This is a genomic window from Paracoccus ferrooxidans, assembly GCF_029909815.1.
Classification (GTDB): Bacteria; Pseudomonadota; Alphaproteobacteria; order Rhodobacterales; family Rhodobacteraceae; genus Paracoccus; species Paracoccus versutus.
This window is the reverse complement of sequence record NZ_CP038198.1, coordinates 1180525-1196956: the sequence shown is the minus strand read 5'-3', so window position 1 is coordinate 1196956 and position 16432 is coordinate 1180525. Positions and strand designations below refer to the sequence as shown.

Here is a 16432-nt window from a genome sequence, read left to right as displayed (position 1 = left end):
GGCTTACTCCTGCCGGGCGAACTCGGCGTCGATTTCGATGGTGATCGGATCGGTGAAGAATTCGTTCATGCCATGCGCCTGCGGGTCGATCTGGGTCCGGGCATGGATGCCGATCAGGTCGCGGATGATCGGATTGCCGGATTCGTCGCCGGTATAGCCCTTGCCGGCGCCGATCAGGGTCACGTCGAATGTGGCGGGCCGGGTCTGGCCCAGCAGCGTCAGCTGGCCCGAAACCTTGCCCTCGGTCGGGCTTTCCGCCGCGAAACTGTCGGCGGTGAAGCGCGCGGTGGGGTTCGCCGCGCCGTCCAGATAGTCCGGTCCGGTCAGGATCTCGGCAAAGCCCGCGACCGGGGTCATGATCGAGGCGATCTCGACCTCGGCCTCGAGCCGGCTTTGCGCCGGGTCGTCCGGGTTCCAGTCGAGCCGGCCCGAGACCGCGCCAAAGCGGAACACGCTGACCGAAAAGCCCATATGCGGCACGCGGGCCTGCACCGCCGAATGCGCCGGGTCCAGCCGATAGGCCCCGGCGGCCGCGGCGTGATAGTCCTGCTGGCCGCGCGGGATGCTGTCCGGCGTCACCTCCTGGGCCGCAGCGGGTGCGGCCCAGAGGGCAAGCGCGATCAGGGATGCGCGGATCATGGCGTTTCGTCCTTGGGCCCGACCACGGCGAAATGCGCGCCCTGCGGGTCGCGCGCCACCGCGATGAAGGCCGAGCCCGGCACCTCGATCGGGCCGTGCAGAACCTCGCCGCCGCCCTCGCGGATGCGGGCGATGGCGGCATCGACGCCGTTCACGCCGAAATAGGCCAGCCAGCAAGGCACCGGCGCCTCGCCCAGGCCCATCATGCCGCCGATGTCGCCGCCCTGCCAGGAAAACAGCTGGTAGGTGCCCATCTCGCCCATGTCCATGGCGGTGGACTTGGTCCAGCCGAACAGCTCGGCATAGAAGTCGAAGCCCGCGGCGGGATCGGTGGACATCAGCTCGATCCAGTTGCCGTGGCCTTCCTTGCTTTGGTTCCAGGCCCCGGATTCGACCGGGGGCTGCGGGTCCATCGGCGCCGGTTGCAGGATGCCGAAAGTCGCGCCCTGCGGGTCGGTGAGGACGGCAAAGCGCCCGGTGCCGGGAATGTCGGCCGGCTCGCGGAACACCTTGCCGCCCAGGGTCTTGACCTTGGCCGCGGTGGCATCGGCATCGTCCACGTCGAAATAGATCATCCAGAAGGGCGGGACACCGGCGCAGTCGTCCGGCATCTCCATCAGCCCGGCGACCATGTCGTCGCCGTGACTGGCGAGGTGATAGGTAAAGCCCTCCATCCCGGAATCGGCGGTGGTCCAGCCGAGGACCTTGCCGTAGAAGGTCTCGGCCGCGTCTAGCCCGCCCTTGGTAGTGGACAGCTCGAACCAGCAGGGTTTGCCGTGATACATCGTTCCCTCCGTCAGGCTTTCACGTCCACGATGGGCTCGAACCCGCCCCACATCATGCGCATGCCGTCGAAGGGCATCTCGGGCGGCGCCTGCATCTCGGGGTCGGAGGTCATCTTTTCCTGCGCCGCGTCCGAGGTCGCCTTGTCGGGCCATTCGATCCACGAGAACACCACGGTCTCGTCGTCCTTGGCCTGGGTGGACATGTAGAAGTCGTTCACCTTGCCGCGGGGCACGTCCACGCCCCAGGCCTCGACCATGCGCAGCGCGCCATAGCGCTTGAACATGGGCCAGGCCGCATTGGCCATGTCGATGTATTTCTGCTTGTTCGCGGTCGGAACCGCCAGCAGGAAACCGGAGTAGTAGGTCATCTCTCTTCCTCCTCATCGGGCGCGAGATGCGCCAATGAGTCGCAGGCTGGCAGTTGCAGTATGAAAAAGCAACTGTTAATATCCAAACATGACTGATACCGGCAAGATCTCGCGACTGCGCTATGAAGAAGGGTGCCTTGGCGCCCATGCGCTGAATTTCATCGGCGACCGCTGGGCGCTTCTGGTGGTGCGCGAATTGATGTTTGCGCCCAAGCGCTTCCAGATGATCCGCGCCGGGCTGCCGGGCGTCACGGCCAGCGTGCTGACCCAGCGCCTGACCCAGCTGGTGCAGGCGGGGGTGGTGGCGCATGACGACGTGCTGGGGTTTTATGCGCTGACCGATGCCGGCCGGGCGCTGCATCCGGTGCTGCGCGAGCTGTGCCGCTGGGCGCTGCTGATGCCGGGGCACGACCCGCGGAAATTCATCAGCATTTCCGCGCTGATGATCTCGATCGCGGCCACGGTGGACCAGGCGGCTGCCGCCGGATCACCGCTGCGCGCGGGCTTCGTCTCGGGCAAGGAGGGGTTCGAGGTCACGCTTTCCGCGCAAGGTGCGCCGCAGGTGCGGGCGGTGCGTGCGCCCGAGGCGGATTTCGTGCTGGAGGGTTCGGGCAATGCGCTGGCGGCGGCGGTCTATGGGCCGGGGCCGGCGGTGCTGGCCTCGGCCGGGCTGGTGGCGCTGCGCGGCGACCGCAGCGCCGCGCAGCAGTTCACGGCGCTGTTCCGCCTGGAGCCTCAGACCAGGTCCAGCAGCGATTCGCCCGACGAGACCGAGCAGGCGCTGGGCGCCTCTTCGACCTGAAGCTCTTCGATGGTGCCGTCGTTGACCAGCATGGCATAGCGTTTCGAGCGGCCGTTGATCCAGCCCGCGCCCTGGATGTTCAGCCCCAGCGCCTTGGTGAAGCTGCCGTCGGCATCGGCCAGCACCTCGATTCCGGCATCGGCGGCGCCGGTATCCGCGGCCCATTTCCCGGCGACGAAGGGGTCGTTCACCGTGATGCAGACCAGGCGCGAGACGCCCTTGTCGCGGAAATTGCCGGCATTCTTCACGAAGCTGGGCATATGGGCGTTGGTGCAGGTCGGCGTATAGGCGCCGGGCACGGCAAAGATCGCCACCAGGCCCTGGGCCAGGTCGGCGGCGGCCACTTCCTCGGGGCCGTTGGCGCCCAGTTTCAGCAGCTTGCCTTCGGGCAGCTTGTCGCCTTTTGCGATGGACATGCGCGGTTCCTCCGTCAATTGCATCGTTCCGGGCGCGACTATAGGCTCTGCGCCGCGGGCAAACCAGCGAGGGCGAAGAATGAACATCGTGATCCTTGGCGCGGGGCAGGCGGCGGCCTCTCTGGCGGCGAAGCTGCGCGGGCTGGGGCATCGGGGCGGCATCGTGGTCATCGGCGACGAGCCCGCGCCGCCCTATCAGCGCCCGCCGCTGTCCAAGGCCTACCTTTTGGGCGAGATGGGGCTGGACCGGCTGACGTTGCGCGCACCGGACTGGTGGCAGGAACAGGGCATTGCCCTGCACCTGGGCGAGCGCGCCACGCGCATCGACCGCGACCGCCGCATGGTGGCGACGGGGCGCGGCGAATATCCCTATGACCAGCTTGCCCTGACGCTGGGCGCGGCGCCGCGCCGCCTGCCGGCCGCGATGGGCGGCGAATTGCCGGGCGTGCATGTGGTCAGGAACCTGGCCGACATCGCGGGCGTCCAGCCGGCGCTGGTCGCCGGGCGGCGGCTGGTGGTGATCGGCGGCGGCTATATCGGGCTGGAGGCCGCGGCCGTGGCCCGCAAGCTGGGGCTGGCAGTCACGCTGGTCGAGGCCGCGCCGCGCATCCTGGGCCGCGTCGCCGCGCCCGAGACCGCGGAGATGATCCGCGCCCTGCACCGCGCCCATGGCGTCGAGATCGTCGAGGGCACCGGCATCGCCCGCATCACCGGCTCGGATGCCGCGGATGGGGTCGAGCTGACGGACGGCCGCCGCCTGCCGGCCGACCTGGTGATCTGCGGCATCGGCATCGCGCCGGAAACCGCGCTGGCCGAGGCCGCCGGGCTGGCCATCGACAACGGCATCGCCACCGATGCGCTTGGCCGCACCTCGGACCCGGCGATCTGGGCGGCGGGGGATTGCGCCAGTTTCCCTACTTCGGACGGCCGGCTGCGGCTGGAAAGCGTTGGCAATGCCATCGACATGGCCGAGGCGGTGGCGGCGAACATGCTGGGCGCCGATGCCCCCTATGTGCCCAAGCCCTGGTTCTGGTCGGACCAGTTCGACGCGAAACTGCAGATCGCCGGGCTGAACCTGGGTTACGACCGGGTGGTGACGCGGCCGGCGGCGAATGGCGGCTCGGTCTGGTATTTCAGGGGCGGCCGGCTGATCGCGGTGGATGCGCTGAACGATGCCCGCGCTTATATGATCGGCAAGCGGCTGATCGAGGCCGGCCGCTCGCCCGAGCCCGAGGCGGTGGCCGAGGCGGCCGAGCTGAAGGCGCTGATGGCATGAGAATCGTCGGCGGCACCCTGCGCGGGCTGAAACTGGCCGAGGTCGGCGCGGGCGATCCGGCGGCGCATTTGCGCCCGACCACCGACCGGGTGCGCGAATCGATCTTCAACCTGCTCATCAACGGCACGCATGGCAATCCGATCCCCGGCGCGCGGGTGCTGGACCTGTTCGCCGGCACCGGCGCGCTGGGGCTCGAGGCGCTGTCCCGCGGCGCCGCCCGCGTGGCCTTCGTCGATGACGGCGTGGCGGCGCGGGCGCTTTTGCGCGCCAATATCGACAAGGCCCGCGCCATGGGCGCGACCGATGTCTGGCGCCGCGACGCGACCCGGCTGGGCGAGAACCGCGGCGCGCCCTATGGGCTGGTCTTCCTGGACCCGCCCTATGGCCAGGGGCTGGGCGAGCGGGCGCTGGAATCGGCGCTGGCCGGCGGCTGGATCGCACCGGGCGGCGTGGTGGTCTGGGAGGAATCGGCCCCGCTCGGCCCGGTCGCGGGGTTGGAGCAGATCGACCAGCGCAAATATGGCGACACGATTGTCACATTGTTGCGCAGGGGACACGATCAGGCGGCGCGATCCAGCTTGGTGGACAGGTGAATCAGGCTCTCGCTGGAGCGGACGCCGGTCAAACCGCCGATCTGGTCCAGCACATCGTCAAGCTGGCTGGTCGATATGGCGGCCAGTTGCAGCAAAAGATCGACGCGGCCGCTGGTGGTATGGATGCGCTCGACCTCGGGCAGGCTGCGCAGCCGGGCCAGGATCGCCGCCTGGGCGCGCGGCTCGATGGTCAGCAGGCAGGTGGCGCGGATGCGATGCTCGCGCGCGGAATCGCCCAGCCGCAGCGTGTAACCCGCGATGGCGCCCGATGTTTCCAGCCGCTCCAGCCGCGCCTGCACGGTTGAGCGCGCCACCTTGAGCCGCCGCGCCAGAACCGCTACGGACATGCGTGCATCCTGCGCCAGATGGGCCAGAATCCCGCGATCAAGTTCGTCCACCCGCCCACCTGTCGATCTGCCGAAGCTTTCGGCATATTAACGAAGCCGCGGCCCATTTCCACCCTTTTCATTGCAGCAATCGGAACCCATAGGGCGCAGACTTGTTTCCACCCCCACACGCGCACAGGAAGGACATGCCGATGGGACTGACCGAGGGCCGCGGCCCCAAGACCGTCTGGAACAATCCCGCCGAGATCATCCGTAGGCTGGCGCCGGAAAATCCGGTCATGGTCTTTGCCCCCTCGGTCCTGCGCGCCACCGCCCAGCGGTTCCTGCAGGGCTTTCCCGGCCTCGTCACCTATGCGGTCAAGTCGAACCCGGACGAGGCGGTGATCCGCACGCTTTCCGCCGCCGGGATCAAGGGCTTCGACGTGGCCTCGCCCTACGAGATCGACCTGATCGGCCGGCTGGCCCCCGATGCGGCGCGCCATTACCACAACCCCGTGCGCTCGCAGGCCGAGATCGCCCATGCCGTCGAGGCCGGGATCAAGTCCTGGTCGGTGGACAGCCGTTCGGAGCTGGACAAGCTTTTCGCCCGCGTGGCCCCCGAGGGCTGCGAGATCTCGCCCCGTTTCAAGCTGCCGGTGCTGGGCGCGGCCTATGACTTCGGCTCGAAGTTCGGCGCCTCGCCGGAACTGGCGGCGGAGTTGCTGCGCGCGGTGTCGGATCGCGGCTATATCCCCTCGCTGACCTTCCATCCGGGGACGCAATGCGTCGATCCGCATGCCTGGGAAAGCTATATCACCACCGCGGCCGAGATCTGCGCCATGGCCGGCGTCCGGGCGCGGCGGCTGAACGTGGGCGGCGGCTTCCCCTCGCATCGCGTGACCGGGGTCGAGCCGGACCTGACCGCGATCTTCGGCCTGATCCGGCGCGTGACCGACGAAGCCTTCGGCGCTGACGCGCCGCAGCTGGTCTGCGAGCCGGGGCGCGGGCTATGCGCCGATGCCTTCGCGCTGATCGCCCGCGTCAAGGCGGTGCGCGACGGCCAGAACGTCTTCCTGAACGACGGCGTCTATGGCGGGCTGTTCGAACTGCCCATCGTCGGCAACCTCGACCGGCTGCAGGTGCTGACGCCCGAGGGCACCCCGCGCGAGGACGAGCCGATGCCGCGGGTGATCTTCGGCCCGACCTGCGATTCGGTGGACCGGCTGCCGGGTGAGCTGCCCCTGCCGGCCGATATCCAGGAGGGCGACTATATCGTCTTCCACGGCGCGGGCGCCTATTCGACCGTCACCAATACCCGCTTCAACGGGTTCGGGCTGATGGCACACCTGACCGTGAACGCGCTTGAATAGGGATTAATCGACGCTTTGCGTTTCCATGCTAGCGTCGGACGATGGAATCGTCCCGCCCGCCGATATGCCAGGTCGTCCTGATGGACGGCACCTTCGCCTCGCTGACCGAGGGGCGAAGGTCGTCCATCGCCCGCATCCATGCCCTGCTGTCGGGCGAATGCGGGGCGTTGCCGGCGCCGCTTGGGGTGCATTATGCGCCCGGCCAGCAATGGGATGCCTGGCGCACATTGCCGGAACTGGCCATGGGCTCGGCGCTGGAACGGCATATCTGCGACGCCTATGCCTGGCTTGCCCGCGAATGGCGGCCGGGCAATCCGCTGTTCTTCTTTGGCTATTCCCGCGGCGCCTTTGCCGCGCGCTCGCTTGCCGGCATGATCGGGCGGGTCGGGCTGCTGACCCATGCCCATGCCTCGCGCCGCAACGTGCAGCAGGCCTGGCAGCTTTACCGCCAGGGCCGCGACCGGCTGGTCGGCCGGCTGGACCCCGCGCTTTGCCACCCGGTCGTGCCGATCCGCATGATCGGGGTTTTCGACACGGTGATGGCGCTGGGGATCCGGCTGCCGCTGCTGTGGATGCTGACCGAGCCGCGCTTTCGCTTTCACGACGCGCATCTGGGCGCCGAGGTCGAGCATGGCGTGCAGGCGCTGGCCCTGGACGAGACGCGGGCCGCCTTCCAGCCGCTGATCTGGGACAGCGCCTCGGCCCCCGGCCGGATCGAGCAGATGTGGTTCCGCGGCTGCCACCCGGATGTGGGCGGCCAGCTGTCCGGGCTGGAATATGCCCGGCCGCTGGCCAATATCCCGCTGGTCTGGATGATGTCGCGGGCCGAGGCCTTTGGCCTGCCGCTGCCCCAGGGCTGGCGCGGGCATTTCGACTGCGACGCCACCGCGCCCTCGGTCGGGTCGTGGCGCAACTGGGGCAAGGCCTTCCTGGCGCGCGCGCCGCGCCTGGCCGGGGCGGACCCGTCCGAGATGCTGCATCCTTCCGTGCCGCACCCCTATACCGGCCCGGCGCTGCTGGCCGGGGCGCTGGCCGATGCCGCGCCGCCGCGTCCGCATCGCCGGCTGGTCAGGGCAAGGCCGCGGCTTCCCGAAGCGCCGGCCCGGCCGGCGACTGTGCCGCAGCCGGAAATCGCCACGCCTGCGGGACAGGGGCCGGATGGCTGATGCCGCGGGGGCGCCGCTGCCGGTTCAGGCCACGCGCGAAAATTCGCCCTTGGGCTCGATTCCCAGCGCGGCGCAGACCTTCAGCACCAGCTCGGGCTTGTTCAGCGTATAGAAATGCAGCTTGTCCACGCCGCCTTCGACCAGCCGCTCGCACAGCTTGACGCAGACATCCAGCGCCAGCTGCGCCTCGCCCTCCTTGCCGGCGGCGGCAAAGGCGTCCTCGGCCCATTGCGGGACCGAGGTGCCGCAGCGTTCGGCAAAGCGGCGGGTGCCGGCCCAGCTTTGGATCGGCAGGATGCCGGGGATGATCGGCGCCTCGATCCCCGCCGCGCGGCAGGCGTCGCGAAAGCGGAAATAGGTCTCGGCGTCAAAGAAGAACTGCGTCATCGCCGATGTCGCGCCGGCATCGACCTTGCGCTTGAGCCAGGCCACGTCGGCGGCGGTGTCGGGGCTTTCGGGATGCGGCTCGGGATAGGCGCCGCAGCGGATGGTCATGTCGCCGCGCGCGGCGATGGCCTCGATCAGCTCGACCGAATTGGCGAAACCCTCGGGGTGGGGGGTAAAGCGGTCCTGCCCCTGCGGCGCGTCGCCGCGCAGCGCCACGATCTCATGCACGCCGGCGGCGGCGTAGTCCTGGACGATCTGCAGCGTCTCCTCGCGCGTGGCATCGACGCAGGTCAGGTGCGCGGCGACGTTCAGCCCGTAATGGCTGGCCAGCGCCGTCACCGCCTCATGCGTCAATTGCCGGGTGGTGCCGCCCGCGCCATAAGTGACCGAGACGAAATCCGGCCCCAGCGGCGCCAGCGCGCGCGCCGTCTCCCACAGCCGGAACGACTGGTCCAGGTTCCGGGGCGGGAAGAACTCGAAGCTGATCGCGGGTGTCGTCATGGTGCCATCCTTTTGTCGCAGGTCTTGTGACATGCCGCGCGACGTGAGACAAATTCATAATCCTCAAGATCGTCATGAGTTTCAGTCAAGATGCACCTTGAACTTCGCCACCTGCGCAGCCTGCGCGCCATTCATGAACAGGGCGGCCTTGCCCGCGCCGCCGAGGTGCTGAACCTGACGCAATCGGCGTTGTCGCACCAGATCAAGGCGCTGGAAGAGCAGGCGGGGGTCGAGCTGTTCCTGCGCAAGACCAAGCCCCTGCGGCTGTCGGCGGCGGGGATGCGGCTCTTGCGCACGGCCGAGCAGGTCTTGCCGCTGATCGACGCGGCCGAGGCCGAGTTCCGCGCCGTCGAACTGGGCCGCGCCGGCCGGCTGCATATGGCGATGGAATGCCACCATTGCTTCGACTGGCTGTTGCCGGTGCTGGACCAGTTCCGCCGTGCCTGGCCCGAGGTCGATCTGGACATCCGCTCCAGCCTGGCGCTGAAGGCGCTGCCCGCCTTGCAGCGGGGGCAGGTGGACATGGTGATCTCGTCCGATCCCGATGAGATTTCGGGCATCACCTTCCAGCCGCTCTTCGATTATGCGCCGACCATGGTGGTTGCCGCCAGCCATCCGCTGGCCGCCAAGGGCTATGCCGAGCCGGCCGATTTGGCGGGCGAGACGCTGATCACCTATCCGATGGAGCGGGCGCGGCTGGACGTGTTTTCGCAATTCCTCGACCCGGCCGGGGTCGAGCCCGCCCAGGTCCGCCAGGTCGAGCAGACCGCCATCGCGCTGATGCTGATCGCCTCGGGGCGCGGGGTGGCGGTGATGCCCGACTGGGTGCTGCGCGCCCAGGCCGGCAATCCCGAACTGGCGCTGCTGCCGCTGGGTCGCCAGGGCATGCTGCGCCGGCTTTACGCCGCGCTGCGGACCGAGGATCTGCAACAGCCCTATATGGCGCATGTGCTGCGCCTGGCCCGGACCGAGCCGGTCAGGATGATGCGCGCCCTGGCGCAGGGCTAGGGGGTGGCCGTCCTCGGGATCATGGTCAAAATGACACTCGTTCAGCCGGATCCCGAGGAGCCTTCCCCGGCATGGCCCTGGCCGCAGGGGCCGCGGGCGATGCCGCAAGCGATTTTCCTGGCCGGCCACGCCCTATGGACCCCACGGCCCGCAGCGCGTTTCGCCCCGGCCCGCCCGGTGCGGCACCGCCGCCCGCGCGAAGAAAACGGAATGCGCCCAACTAAACCAGAGCGTGTGTTCTAGTCAATATGTACAATTTGGGAACCTTGGTTAAATTTTCCTTTTCCGGCGGCTGCGTCGCCTGGGCCGGGACGGATCGGCCACAGCCCTGGGCCGGAACGGTCCTGCGGATTTGACAAACCCGCGCAATCGCTGGATGAATCCCACTCACCCTTTGCGAACGGGACCGTCATGGCCAGCCTTCCCGCAGATCCCAAGCTCAGCGCCGCGGTTTCGGACGGCGCCTTGCTGCTGGCGGGCGAGTTCACGGTCTGGACGCTGGGCCAGCTGCCGCCCGAGGCCGGCGCGGCGCATCGGCTGGAACTGTCGGGGCTGACGCGCATCGACACCGCCGCCGCCTGGTATCTGGTCGGGCGCGAACGCCAAGGCGCGCAGCTGGACGGGCTGACCGGGGCGCAGGCCCGGCTGCTCGACACCGTGCGCCAGGCGCTGCCGCAGCCCGATGCCGAAACCGCCGCGCCCGCCGGCTGGCGGCGGATGCTGGAACAGACCGGGCGGCGCATGGCCGCGGCGCTGCTGTTCCTGCGCGAGATCGCGGAATACCTGGGCCGCTTCCTGGCCGCCCTGGCGCGCGGCATCCGGCATCCGGGCGATTTCCGTTTCACCTCATTGGTGTATCACTGCCAGGAGACGGGCTTGCGCGCCGTGCCCATCGTGGCGCTGATGTCCTTTCTGATCGGCATCGTGCTGGCCTTTCAGGGCGCGGTGCAATTGCGCCAGTTCGGGGCCGAGGTCTTTGTCATCGACCTGATCGCCATCTCCATTCTGCGCGAGCTGGGCATCCTGCTGACGGCGATCATCGTCGCCGGGCGCACCGCCTCGGCGCTGACCGCCTCGATCGGCTCGATGAAGATGAACGAGGAAATCGACGCCATGCGCACGCTGGGGCTGGACCCGGACATGGTGCTGATCCTGCCGCGCGTGCTGGCCTTGATCATCACCCTGCCGATCCTGGGGCTGATCGCCAATATCGCCGGGCTGGTCGGCGGCGCGCTGATGTCCTGGATCGAGCTGGGCATCTCGCCCTCGATGTTCCGCTATCGGCTGCTGGCGGATACCAGCGTGGACCATGTCATCGTCGGCCTGTCCAAGGCGCCGGTCTTTGCGCTGATCATCGGCGTCATCGGCTGCCATGCCGGGATGAAGGTGGGCAAGGACGCGGAATCGCTGGGCGCCGAGACCTCGCGCGCCGTGGTCAACGCCATCTTCGCGGTGATCGTCGCCGATGCGCTGTTCTCGATCTTCTTCTCCGAGGTGGGGCTGTGAGCGGCAATATCATCGAGGTCCGGGGCCTGCGCACCCAGTTCGGCCGCCATGTCGTGCATGACGGGCTGGACCTCGACCTGCGGCAGGGCGAGATCCTGGGCGTGGTCGGCGGCTCGGGCACCGGGAAATCGGTGCTGCTGCGCACCATCGTCGGGCTGAACCGCCCCACCGCCGGCACGGTGCGGGTCTTTGGCCAGGACGTGGGCGCGCTGGCCGGCCCCGCGCGCGAGGCGCTGGAGCGGCGCTGGGGCGTGATGTTCCAGGGCGGCGCGCTGTTTTCCTCGCTGACCGTGCGCGAGAATGTCGAGGTGCCGCTGCGCGCCGTGCCGGGGCTTGCGCCCGAGGCGCGGCGTGGACTGGCGGAACTCAAGGTCTCGATGGCCGGGCTGCCGTGGAGCGCCAATGACAAATACCCCTCGGACCTGTCGGGCGGCATGAGAAAGCGCGCAGGGCTGGCGCGCGCGCTGGCGCTGGACCCCGAGATCCTGTTCCTGGACGAGCCGACGGCGGGGCTGGACCCGATCGGCGCCGATGCCTTCGACCGCCTGATCGTCGAGTTGCGCGATGCGCTGGACCTGTCGGTGTTCCTGGTCACGCATGACCTCGATACGCTGCATGCCTGCTGCGACCGCATCGCGGTTCTGGCGGAAAACAAGGTGCTGGTCAGCGGCACCATGGCCGAAATGCTCCGGGTCGATCACCCCTGGGTGCATGAGTATTTCCACGGGCCCCGCGCCCGCGCCGCCATGGCCACCGGCCGCGCAAAGGAGTAAGCCCATGGAGACCAAGGCCAATTACGTCCTGATCGGAGCCTTCACCATCGCCGGCTTCCTGGGGATGCTGCTGTTCCTGATGTGGTTTGCCAAGCTGCAACTGGACCGGCAATTCGCCTATTACGACATCTATTTCCCGGAAGTGTCGGGCCTGGGCATATCCTCGGAGGTGCTTTTCGCCGGGCTTTCCGTCGGCAAGGTGGTGGACATGCAGCTGTCGCAAAGCGTGAACGGCGCGGTCCGGGTCCGCATCGAGGTGGCCGAGGATACGCCGGTGCGCACCGATTCCCGCGCCGCCATCGAGATCCAGGGCGTCACCGGCGTCGCCAATGTTGCGATCACCTCGGGCCGGCCCGATTCGCCGCTGCTGCGCGACGTGGACCCGGATTCGATCCCGGTCATCGCCGCCAACCGCTCGGCGCTGCAAACGCTGTCGGACCAGGGCCCCGAGATGATTTCGCGGCTGAACACCGTGGCAGAGCAGCTGACCCAGCTTCTCGGCGACGAAAACCAAAGCCGGGTGCGCAACATCCTGGACAATGTGGAACGCTCCAGCGCCAACCTGGACAAGGCGCTGGCTGACGTGACCACGGCCACCGATTCCATCGCCTCGGCCGCATCCGACATCTCGGCCTTCGGCGAGCGGCTGGACGGGCTCAGCGCCGCGGCCGAGACGACGCTGGGCAATGCCGACACTGCGCTGGCCAAGTTCACCGAAAGCGCGGCCAAGGTCGACACGGCGCTGGATTCGGGCACCGCCACGCTGGACGAGGTGCGCGCCTATGTCGCGGGCGACCTCAAGGCGCTGACGCAGCGGCTGGACCAGACCGCCGCCACGCTGCAATCCGACCTGACCCGGCTGGCCGGGCGCGCGGACCAGAGCCTCGACAACCTGGACGCGGCCCTGGAGGTCGGAAGCCGCACGCTGGCCTCGGCCGAGCGGGCCTTCGACGGCGCCGACCGGGTCATCAACAGCAATGTGGAGCCGGTGGTGGCCGACCTGCGCGTGACGCTGGGCAAGGCGAACGAGGCCATCGACCGCGTGGTCGCCGACCTGCCCGAGATCACCGAGCGGCTGCGCAATGCCGCCGACAGCGCCGAGACCGCCTTTGCCAGCCTGCGCGGGATGCTGGACAGCGCCCGCGCCCCGGTGCAGGCTTTCACCCGCGAGGGGCTGCCGCAATTCACCCGCATGGCCGCCGATCTGCGCGGGCTGGTGGGCAATCTGAACGAGCTGGTCTCGGCGTTGCGGCGCAACCCCTCGCAAATCTTCTCGGGGCCGCGCGCGCCCGAGTTCCGCCGCTGAGAGGTCTGCCATGCGTCTTGCCGCCGCCTTGCTTGTCCTGACCCTGACCCTGCCGGGCTGCGCCGCCTTGCGCGCGCTGGAGGGCGAGCCCGACCGCGACGTGTTCGAGCTGCGCCCGCCCTCGGACGTGCCGCGGAGCTGCGGCCGCGGCCGGCTGGCCGAGCTGGTGATCGAGCCGCCCAAGGCGCGCGGCACGCTGGACACCGATCGCATCATGATCCGGCCGAACCAGTTGCAGACGCAATACCTGCCCGATGCGCGCTGGGGCGACACGGTGCCGGTAACGCTGCAAACCCTGCTGGTGCGCGGCTTTGCCGTCTATGATGCCTTCACCCATGTCGGCCGCGCGCCGCTGGGCGCGGCGGGCGATTACGCGCTGATCTCCGAGATCAACGACTTCAACGCCGAGGTCGCGGGGCAGGGGGCCGTCATCAAGCTGTCCGTCGATGCGCAGATGGTGCGCGAGATGGACGCCCGCGTCGTCTCGCGCGGGCATTTCACCGCCACGGCCCAGGCGGCGACGACGAAGACGGCCGACCTGATCCCGGCCTTCGATGCGGCCGGCCAGCAGCTTGTCGCGCAGATGACCGACTGGGGCCTCAACGCGGTGGGGGTGAACCCGGCGCGCTGCCGCTGATCAGAGGATGCCGTGCTGCTTCAGCAGCGCCTCTTCGTCGCCCGTCACCCAGCCGAATACCCTGGGCGTGCCGTCGAGGATCTGCACCAGGTAATGCACCTCGAAGTCGATGGTCACATCCGGCCCCTCGCCCCGGTCATAGACGGCCCGCCAGCCGACATGGGCCAGGCAATGCAGCGCGTCCATCGGCGAAAGCCGGATCTCGCGGATCGTCATCGCCTTGGTGCCGATGGCACGGTAATGCGCATAGCCCTGGGCCATCGCCTGCCTTAGCTGGTCGTCGTTCCGGCCCGCCCTGACACCCGCCGGAGAAGCGGCGATAAACTCGGGCGCGTAAAGCGCGGCGACCTCCTCCATATCCGCCTCGCCGGCCAGCGCCTGCGTGAACAGCCGTTCGTAGCGGGCGAAGAATGCGCGGATGCTGTCCTCCATGGCTTCCTCCTGTCAGCCCTTGTGGAAGTGATCGACGATCTTCTGCGCCATGGATTCGCTGATCCCCTCGACCGCGACCAGATCGGCCAGGCCGGCGCGGCTGACCGCCTTGGCGCTGCCGAAATGCTGCAGCAGAGCGCGCTTGCGGGCCGCGCCGATGCCGGGGATCTCGTCCAGCGGGTTCGCCATCACCGCCTTGGCCCGCTTGGCGCGATGCGTGCCGATGGCCCAGCGATGCGCCTCGTCCCGCAGGCGCTGGATGAAATACAAGACCGGGTCGTTCATCCGCAGCGCGAAGGGGCGCTGGCCGTAGCGGTGGAACTCTTCCTTGCCGTGGTCGCGGTCCTCGCCCTTGGCGACGCCGACCATCGGGATGTCCTCGACCCCCATCTCGGCCATGATCTCATGCACGGCCGAGACCTGCCCGGCGCCGCCGTCGATCAGCAGAAGATCGGGCCAGGTGTCGGTCTGGCGGTCGGGATCCTCTTTCAGCAGGCGCGAGAAGCGGCGGGTCAGCACCTCTTTCATCATGCCGAAATCGTCGCCCGGCGTGATCTCGGTGCCCTTGATGTTGAACTTGCGATACTGGCTCTTGATCCAGCCCTCGGGGCCGGCGACGACCATGCCGCCCACGGCATTGGTGCCCTGGATATGGCTGTTGTCATAGACCTCGATGCGCTGCGGCACCGCGGGCAGGTCCAGCGCCTCGGCCAGGCCCTCCAGCAGCCGCTGCTGCGCGGCGCTTTCGGACATGCGCCGCGCCAGGCTTTCGCGGGCGTTGCGTAGGGCGTTTTCCACCAGCTCGGCCTTTTCGCCGCGCCGGGGCACGCCCAGCACGACCTTGCGCCCGGCCTTTTCCGACAGCGCATCGGTCATCAGGTCGGGATCCTCGATGCCATGCGACAGCAGGATCAGCCGCGGCGGCACCTTGCCGTCGTAGAACTGCGCCAGGAACGCCTGCATCACCTCGTCGGCCGATTCCACCCCGTTCAGCTTGGGGTAGAAGTCGCGGTTGCCCCAACTCTGGTTGCCGCGGATGAAAAAGACCTGCACGCAGGCCTGCCCGCCCTCCATGTGCAGGCCGATCACGTCGGCCTCGGGGACGCCGCGCGGGTTGATCGCCTGCACCGATTGCACGGCGGTCAGTGCCTTGATGCGGTCGCGCAGCGCGGCGGCGCGTTCGTATTCCATCGCCTCGGCGGCTTCGGCCATCTCGCGCGCCAGGTCGGCCTGGATGCGCGTGGTCTTGCCCTGCAGGAACAGCTCGGCATCGGCGACCAGGCTGTTGTATTCCTCCAGCCCGATGCGGCCGACGCAGGGCGCGCTGCAGCGCTTGATCTGGTAAAGCAGGCAGGGCCGCGTCCGGCTGGAAAAGGTAGCGTCGGTGCATGATCGCAACAGGAACACCCGCTGCAGCTGGTTCAGCGTCCGGTTCACCGCCCCGGCGCTGGCGAAGGGGCCGTAGTAATCGCCCTTTTCCGCCTTGGCGCCGCGATGCTTCTTGATCTGGGCGAAGGGATGCGACTTGGCGACCAGGATGTTCGGAAAGCTCTTGTCGTCGCGCAAGAGCACGTTGTAGCGCGGCTTGAGCTGCTTGATGAGGTTCTGCTCCAAGAGCAGCGCCTCGGTCTCGGTGCGCGTGGTCAGGAACATCATCGAGCAGGTTTCGCGGATCATCCGCGCGATCCGTGCCGAATGCCCGGTGCCGCGCGCATAGTTCGAGACCCTGGCCCGGAGGTTTCGGGCCTTGCCGACGTAAAGCACCGCCCCCTGCTGGTCCAGCATGCGATAGACCCCCGGCGAGCCGTCGAGCGTCCGCAGATAGTCCTGGATCAGCGCATGGCCGGTCTTGGAGGGGCGCGTTTCTGGGGTGGAATCGGTCATCTTGTTAACAAAATGATTCTCGGGCTCGGCTGCAAGTTCGGGCAGGAAAGTTCAAGCTGAATCCTGTCCACGGAATCTGTGGATAACTCTGTGGGTGAGCTTGGGAGTATCACATGTTCAATTAGCGTTTCTTGGGGTTTCGTTACTTTGCACAAATTCTAGGCAGTATTGTAACTGTTTGATTTATGAGAATATTTTTTCTCTCCTCCGCAATCGACTGAATTTCTTAGCAGAATCGTGAAGATTGCGTGAACGCC

The 16432-nt window shown here is 68.2% G+C and carries 18 protein-coding genes; 10 read left to right on the top strand and 8 right to left on the bottom strand.

Annotation, left to right across the window (positions count from 1 at the left end; genetic code table 11):
- Positions 1-3 precede the first annotated feature (3 nt).
- From E3U26_RS06035 to E3U26_RS06025, 3 genes are read right to left on the bottom strand one after another with little or no spacing between them, the layout of a single operon-like run.
- Positions 4-639 (bottom strand): YceI family protein, encoded by a 636-nt coding sequence (locus E3U26_RS06035; protein WP_116222032.1) that lies wholly within the window; start codon positions 637-639, stop codon positions 4-6.
- Entirely contained in the window at positions 636-1424 is a 789-nt protein-coding gene (locus E3U26_RS06030) for a VOC family protein (RefSeq protein ID WP_499105730.1), read from the bottom strand. The genes E3U26_RS06035 and E3U26_RS06030 overlap by 4 nt, the downstream gene beginning before the upstream one ends.
- 11 nt (positions 1425-1435) lie before the next feature.
- Positions 1436-1792 carry a DUF1428 domain-containing protein gene (locus E3U26_RS06025; RefSeq protein ID WP_036759023.1) on the bottom strand — a complete coding sequence of 119 codons (357 nt, stop codon included), beginning with the start codon at positions 1790-1792 and terminating at the stop codon, positions 1436-1438.
- Between the two features lie 88 nt (positions 1793-1880).
- Here E3U26_RS06025 and E3U26_RS06020 point away from each other — a divergent pair, with 88 nt between their 5' ends.
- On the top strand, positions 1881-2594 hold the full coding sequence (locus E3U26_RS06020) for a winged helix-turn-helix transcriptional regulator (RefSeq protein ID WP_499105729.1): 714 nt from the start codon (positions 1881-1883) through the stop codon (positions 2592-2594).
- Here E3U26_RS06020 and E3U26_RS06015 read toward each other — a convergent pair.
- Complete coding sequence (locus E3U26_RS06015; RefSeq protein WP_072461665.1) at positions 2528-3010, bottom strand: peroxiredoxin family protein; 483 nt, start codon at positions 3008-3010, stop codon at positions 2528-2530. The two genes, E3U26_RS06020 and E3U26_RS06015, sit on opposite strands and share 67 nt — an antisense overlap.
- Before the next feature lie 79 nt (positions 3011-3089).
- On the opposite strand from E3U26_RS06015, the gene E3U26_RS06010 reads away from it, so the two are divergent.
- Together E3U26_RS06010 and rsmD are read left to right on the top strand one after the other, a co-directional pair.
- The gene (locus tag E3U26_RS06010; protein WP_499105728.1) at positions 3090-4286 is read left to right on the top strand and encodes an NAD(P)/FAD-dependent oxidoreductase; all 1197 of its coding nucleotides are present in this window, start codon (positions 3090-3092) and stop codon (positions 4284-4286) included.
- A complete protein-coding gene (gene rsmD, locus E3U26_RS06005) occupies positions 4283-4879 on the top strand; it encodes an RsmD family RNA methyltransferase (RefSeq protein WP_499105727.1) in 597 nt (198 codons plus the stop codon). Before E3U26_RS06010 ends, rsmD begins: the two co-directional genes overlap by 4 nt.
- Here rsmD and E3U26_RS06000 read toward each other — a convergent pair.
- On the bottom strand, positions 4846-5277 hold the full coding sequence (locus E3U26_RS06000; RefSeq protein ID WP_024843560.1) for an Lrp/AsnC family transcriptional regulator: 432 nt from the start codon (positions 5275-5277) through the stop codon (positions 4846-4848). The genes rsmD and E3U26_RS06000 overlap by 34 nt on opposite strands.
- Positions 5278-5417: 140 nt before the next feature.
- Between E3U26_RS06000 and E3U26_RS05995 the strand changes: the two genes are divergently transcribed.
- Entirely contained in the window at positions 5418-6575 is a 1158-nt protein-coding gene (locus E3U26_RS05995) for a type III PLP-dependent enzyme (protein ID WP_499105726.1), read from the top strand.
- An 80-nt stretch (positions 6576-6655) separates the two neighbouring features.
- The gene (locus tag E3U26_RS05990) at positions 6656-7741 is read left to right on the top strand and encodes a T6SS phospholipase effector Tle1-like catalytic domain-containing protein (RefSeq protein WP_240540181.1); all 1086 of its coding nucleotides are present in this window, start codon (positions 6656-6658) and stop codon (positions 7739-7741) included.
- Between the two features lie 24 nt (positions 7742-7765).
- Here E3U26_RS05990 and metF read toward each other — a convergent pair whose 3' ends face one another.
- Entirely contained in the window at positions 7766-8629 is an 864-nt protein-coding gene (gene metF, locus E3U26_RS05985; protein ID WP_072461662.1) for a methylenetetrahydrofolate reductase [NAD(P)H], read from the bottom strand.
- A gap of 90 nt (positions 8630-8719) precedes the next feature.
- Between metF and E3U26_RS05980 the strand changes: the two genes are divergently transcribed.
- From E3U26_RS05980 to E3U26_RS05960, 5 genes are all read left to right on the top strand, one after another.
- A complete protein-coding gene (locus E3U26_RS05980; protein ID WP_072461661.1) occupies positions 8720-9637 on the top strand; it encodes a LysR family transcriptional regulator in 918 nt (305 codons plus the stop codon).
- Positions 9638-10048: 411 nt separating this feature from the next.
- Positions 10049-11143, top strand: a complete 1095-nt coding sequence (locus tag E3U26_RS05975; RefSeq protein WP_072461660.1) for an MlaE family ABC transporter permease — start codon at positions 10049-10051, stop codon at positions 11141-11143.
- The gene (locus tag E3U26_RS05970; RefSeq protein WP_036759037.1) at positions 11140-11916 is read left to right on the top strand and encodes an ABC transporter ATP-binding protein; all 777 of its coding nucleotides are present in this window, start codon (positions 11140-11142) and stop codon (positions 11914-11916) included. Before E3U26_RS05975 ends, E3U26_RS05970 begins: the two co-directional genes overlap by 4 nt.
- A 4-nt stretch (positions 11917-11920) precedes the next feature.
- Positions 11921-13222, top strand: coding sequence for an MlaD family protein (locus tag E3U26_RS05965; RefSeq protein WP_036759039.1), 1302 nt, complete (start codon positions 11921-11923; stop codon positions 13220-13222).
- A 10-nt stretch (positions 13223-13232) separates the two neighbouring features.
- Positions 13233-13859: an ABC-type transport auxiliary lipoprotein family protein gene (locus E3U26_RS05960; RefSeq protein ID WP_036759042.1), complete on the top strand. Its 627-nt coding sequence runs from the start codon at positions 13233-13235 to the stop codon at positions 13857-13859.
- Here the strand turns inward: E3U26_RS05960 and E3U26_RS05955 are convergent, their stop codons facing one another.
- Positions 13860-14291, bottom strand: a complete 432-nt coding sequence (locus E3U26_RS05955; protein ID WP_214272320.1) for a DUF6841 family protein — start codon at positions 14289-14291, stop codon at positions 13860-13862.
- A gap of 12 nt (positions 14292-14303) precedes the next feature.
- A complete protein-coding gene (uvrC, locus tag E3U26_RS05950) occupies positions 14304-16175 on the bottom strand; it encodes an excinuclease ABC subunit UvrC (protein ID WP_499105725.1) in 1872 nt (623 codons plus the stop codon).
- Positions 16176-16432: the final 257 nt, after the last annotated feature.

Bases quoted from the DNA above. Each gene is read 5' to 3' on its own strand.
- E3U26_RS05975 (WP_072461660.1), top strand. From the start codon at position 10,049: ATGGCCAGCCTTCCCGCAGATCCCAAGCTCAGCGCCGCGGTTTCGGAC.
- E3U26_RS06015 (WP_072461665.1), bottom strand. From the start codon at position 3,010: ATGTCCATCGCAAAAGGCGACAAGCTGCCCGAAGGCAAGCTGCTGAAA.
- E3U26_RS06010 (WP_499105728.1), top strand. From the start codon at position 3,090: ATGAACATCGTGATCCTTGGCGCGGGGCAGGCGGCGGCCTCTCTGGCG.
- E3U26_RS06025 (WP_036759023.1), bottom strand. From the start codon at position 1,792: ATGACCTACTACTCCGGTTTCCTGCTGGCGGTTCCGACCGCGAACAAG.
- metF (WP_072461662.1), bottom strand. From the start codon at position 8,629: ATGACGACACCCGCGATCAGCTTCGAGTTCTTCCCGCCCCGGAACCTG.
- E3U26_RS06035 (WP_116222032.1), bottom strand. From the start codon at position 639: ATGATCCGCGCATCCCTGATCGCGCTTGCCCTCTGGGCCGCACCCGCT.
- E3U26_RS05955 (WP_214272320.1), bottom strand. From the start codon at position 14,291: ATGGAGGACAGCATCCGCGCATTCTTCGCCCGCTACGAACGGCTGTTC.
- E3U26_RS05960 (WP_036759042.1), top strand. From the start codon at position 13,233: ATGCGTCTTGCCGCCGCCTTGCTTGTCCTGACCCTGACCCTGCCGGGC.
- rsmD (WP_499105727.1), top strand. From the start codon at position 4,283: ATGAGAATCGTCGGCGGCACCCTGCGCGGGCTGAAACTGGCCGAGGTC.
- E3U26_RS05965 (WP_036759039.1), top strand. From the start codon at position 11,921: ATGGAGACCAAGGCCAATTACGTCCTGATCGGAGCCTTCACCATCGCC.
- E3U26_RS05980 (WP_072461661.1), top strand. From the start codon at position 8,720: ATGCACCTTGAACTTCGCCACCTGCGCAGCCTGCGCGCCATTCATGAA.
- E3U26_RS06030 (WP_499105730.1), bottom strand. From the start codon at position 1,424: ATGTATCACGGCAAACCCTGCTGGTTCGAGCTGTCCACTACCAAGGGC.
- E3U26_RS06020 (WP_499105729.1), top strand. From the start codon at position 1,881: ATGACTGATACCGGCAAGATCTCGCGACTGCGCTATGAAGAAGGGTGC.
- E3U26_RS05995 (WP_499105726.1), top strand. From the start codon at position 5,418: ATGGGACTGACCGAGGGCCGCGGCCCCAAGACCGTCTGGAACAATCCC.
- uvrC (WP_499105725.1), bottom strand. From the start codon at position 16,175: ATGACCGATTCCACCCCAGAAACGCGCCCCTCCAAGACCGGCCATGCG.
- E3U26_RS05990 (WP_240540181.1), top strand. From the start codon at position 6,656: ATGGACGGCACCTTCGCCTCGCTGACCGAGGGGCGAAGGTCGTCCATC.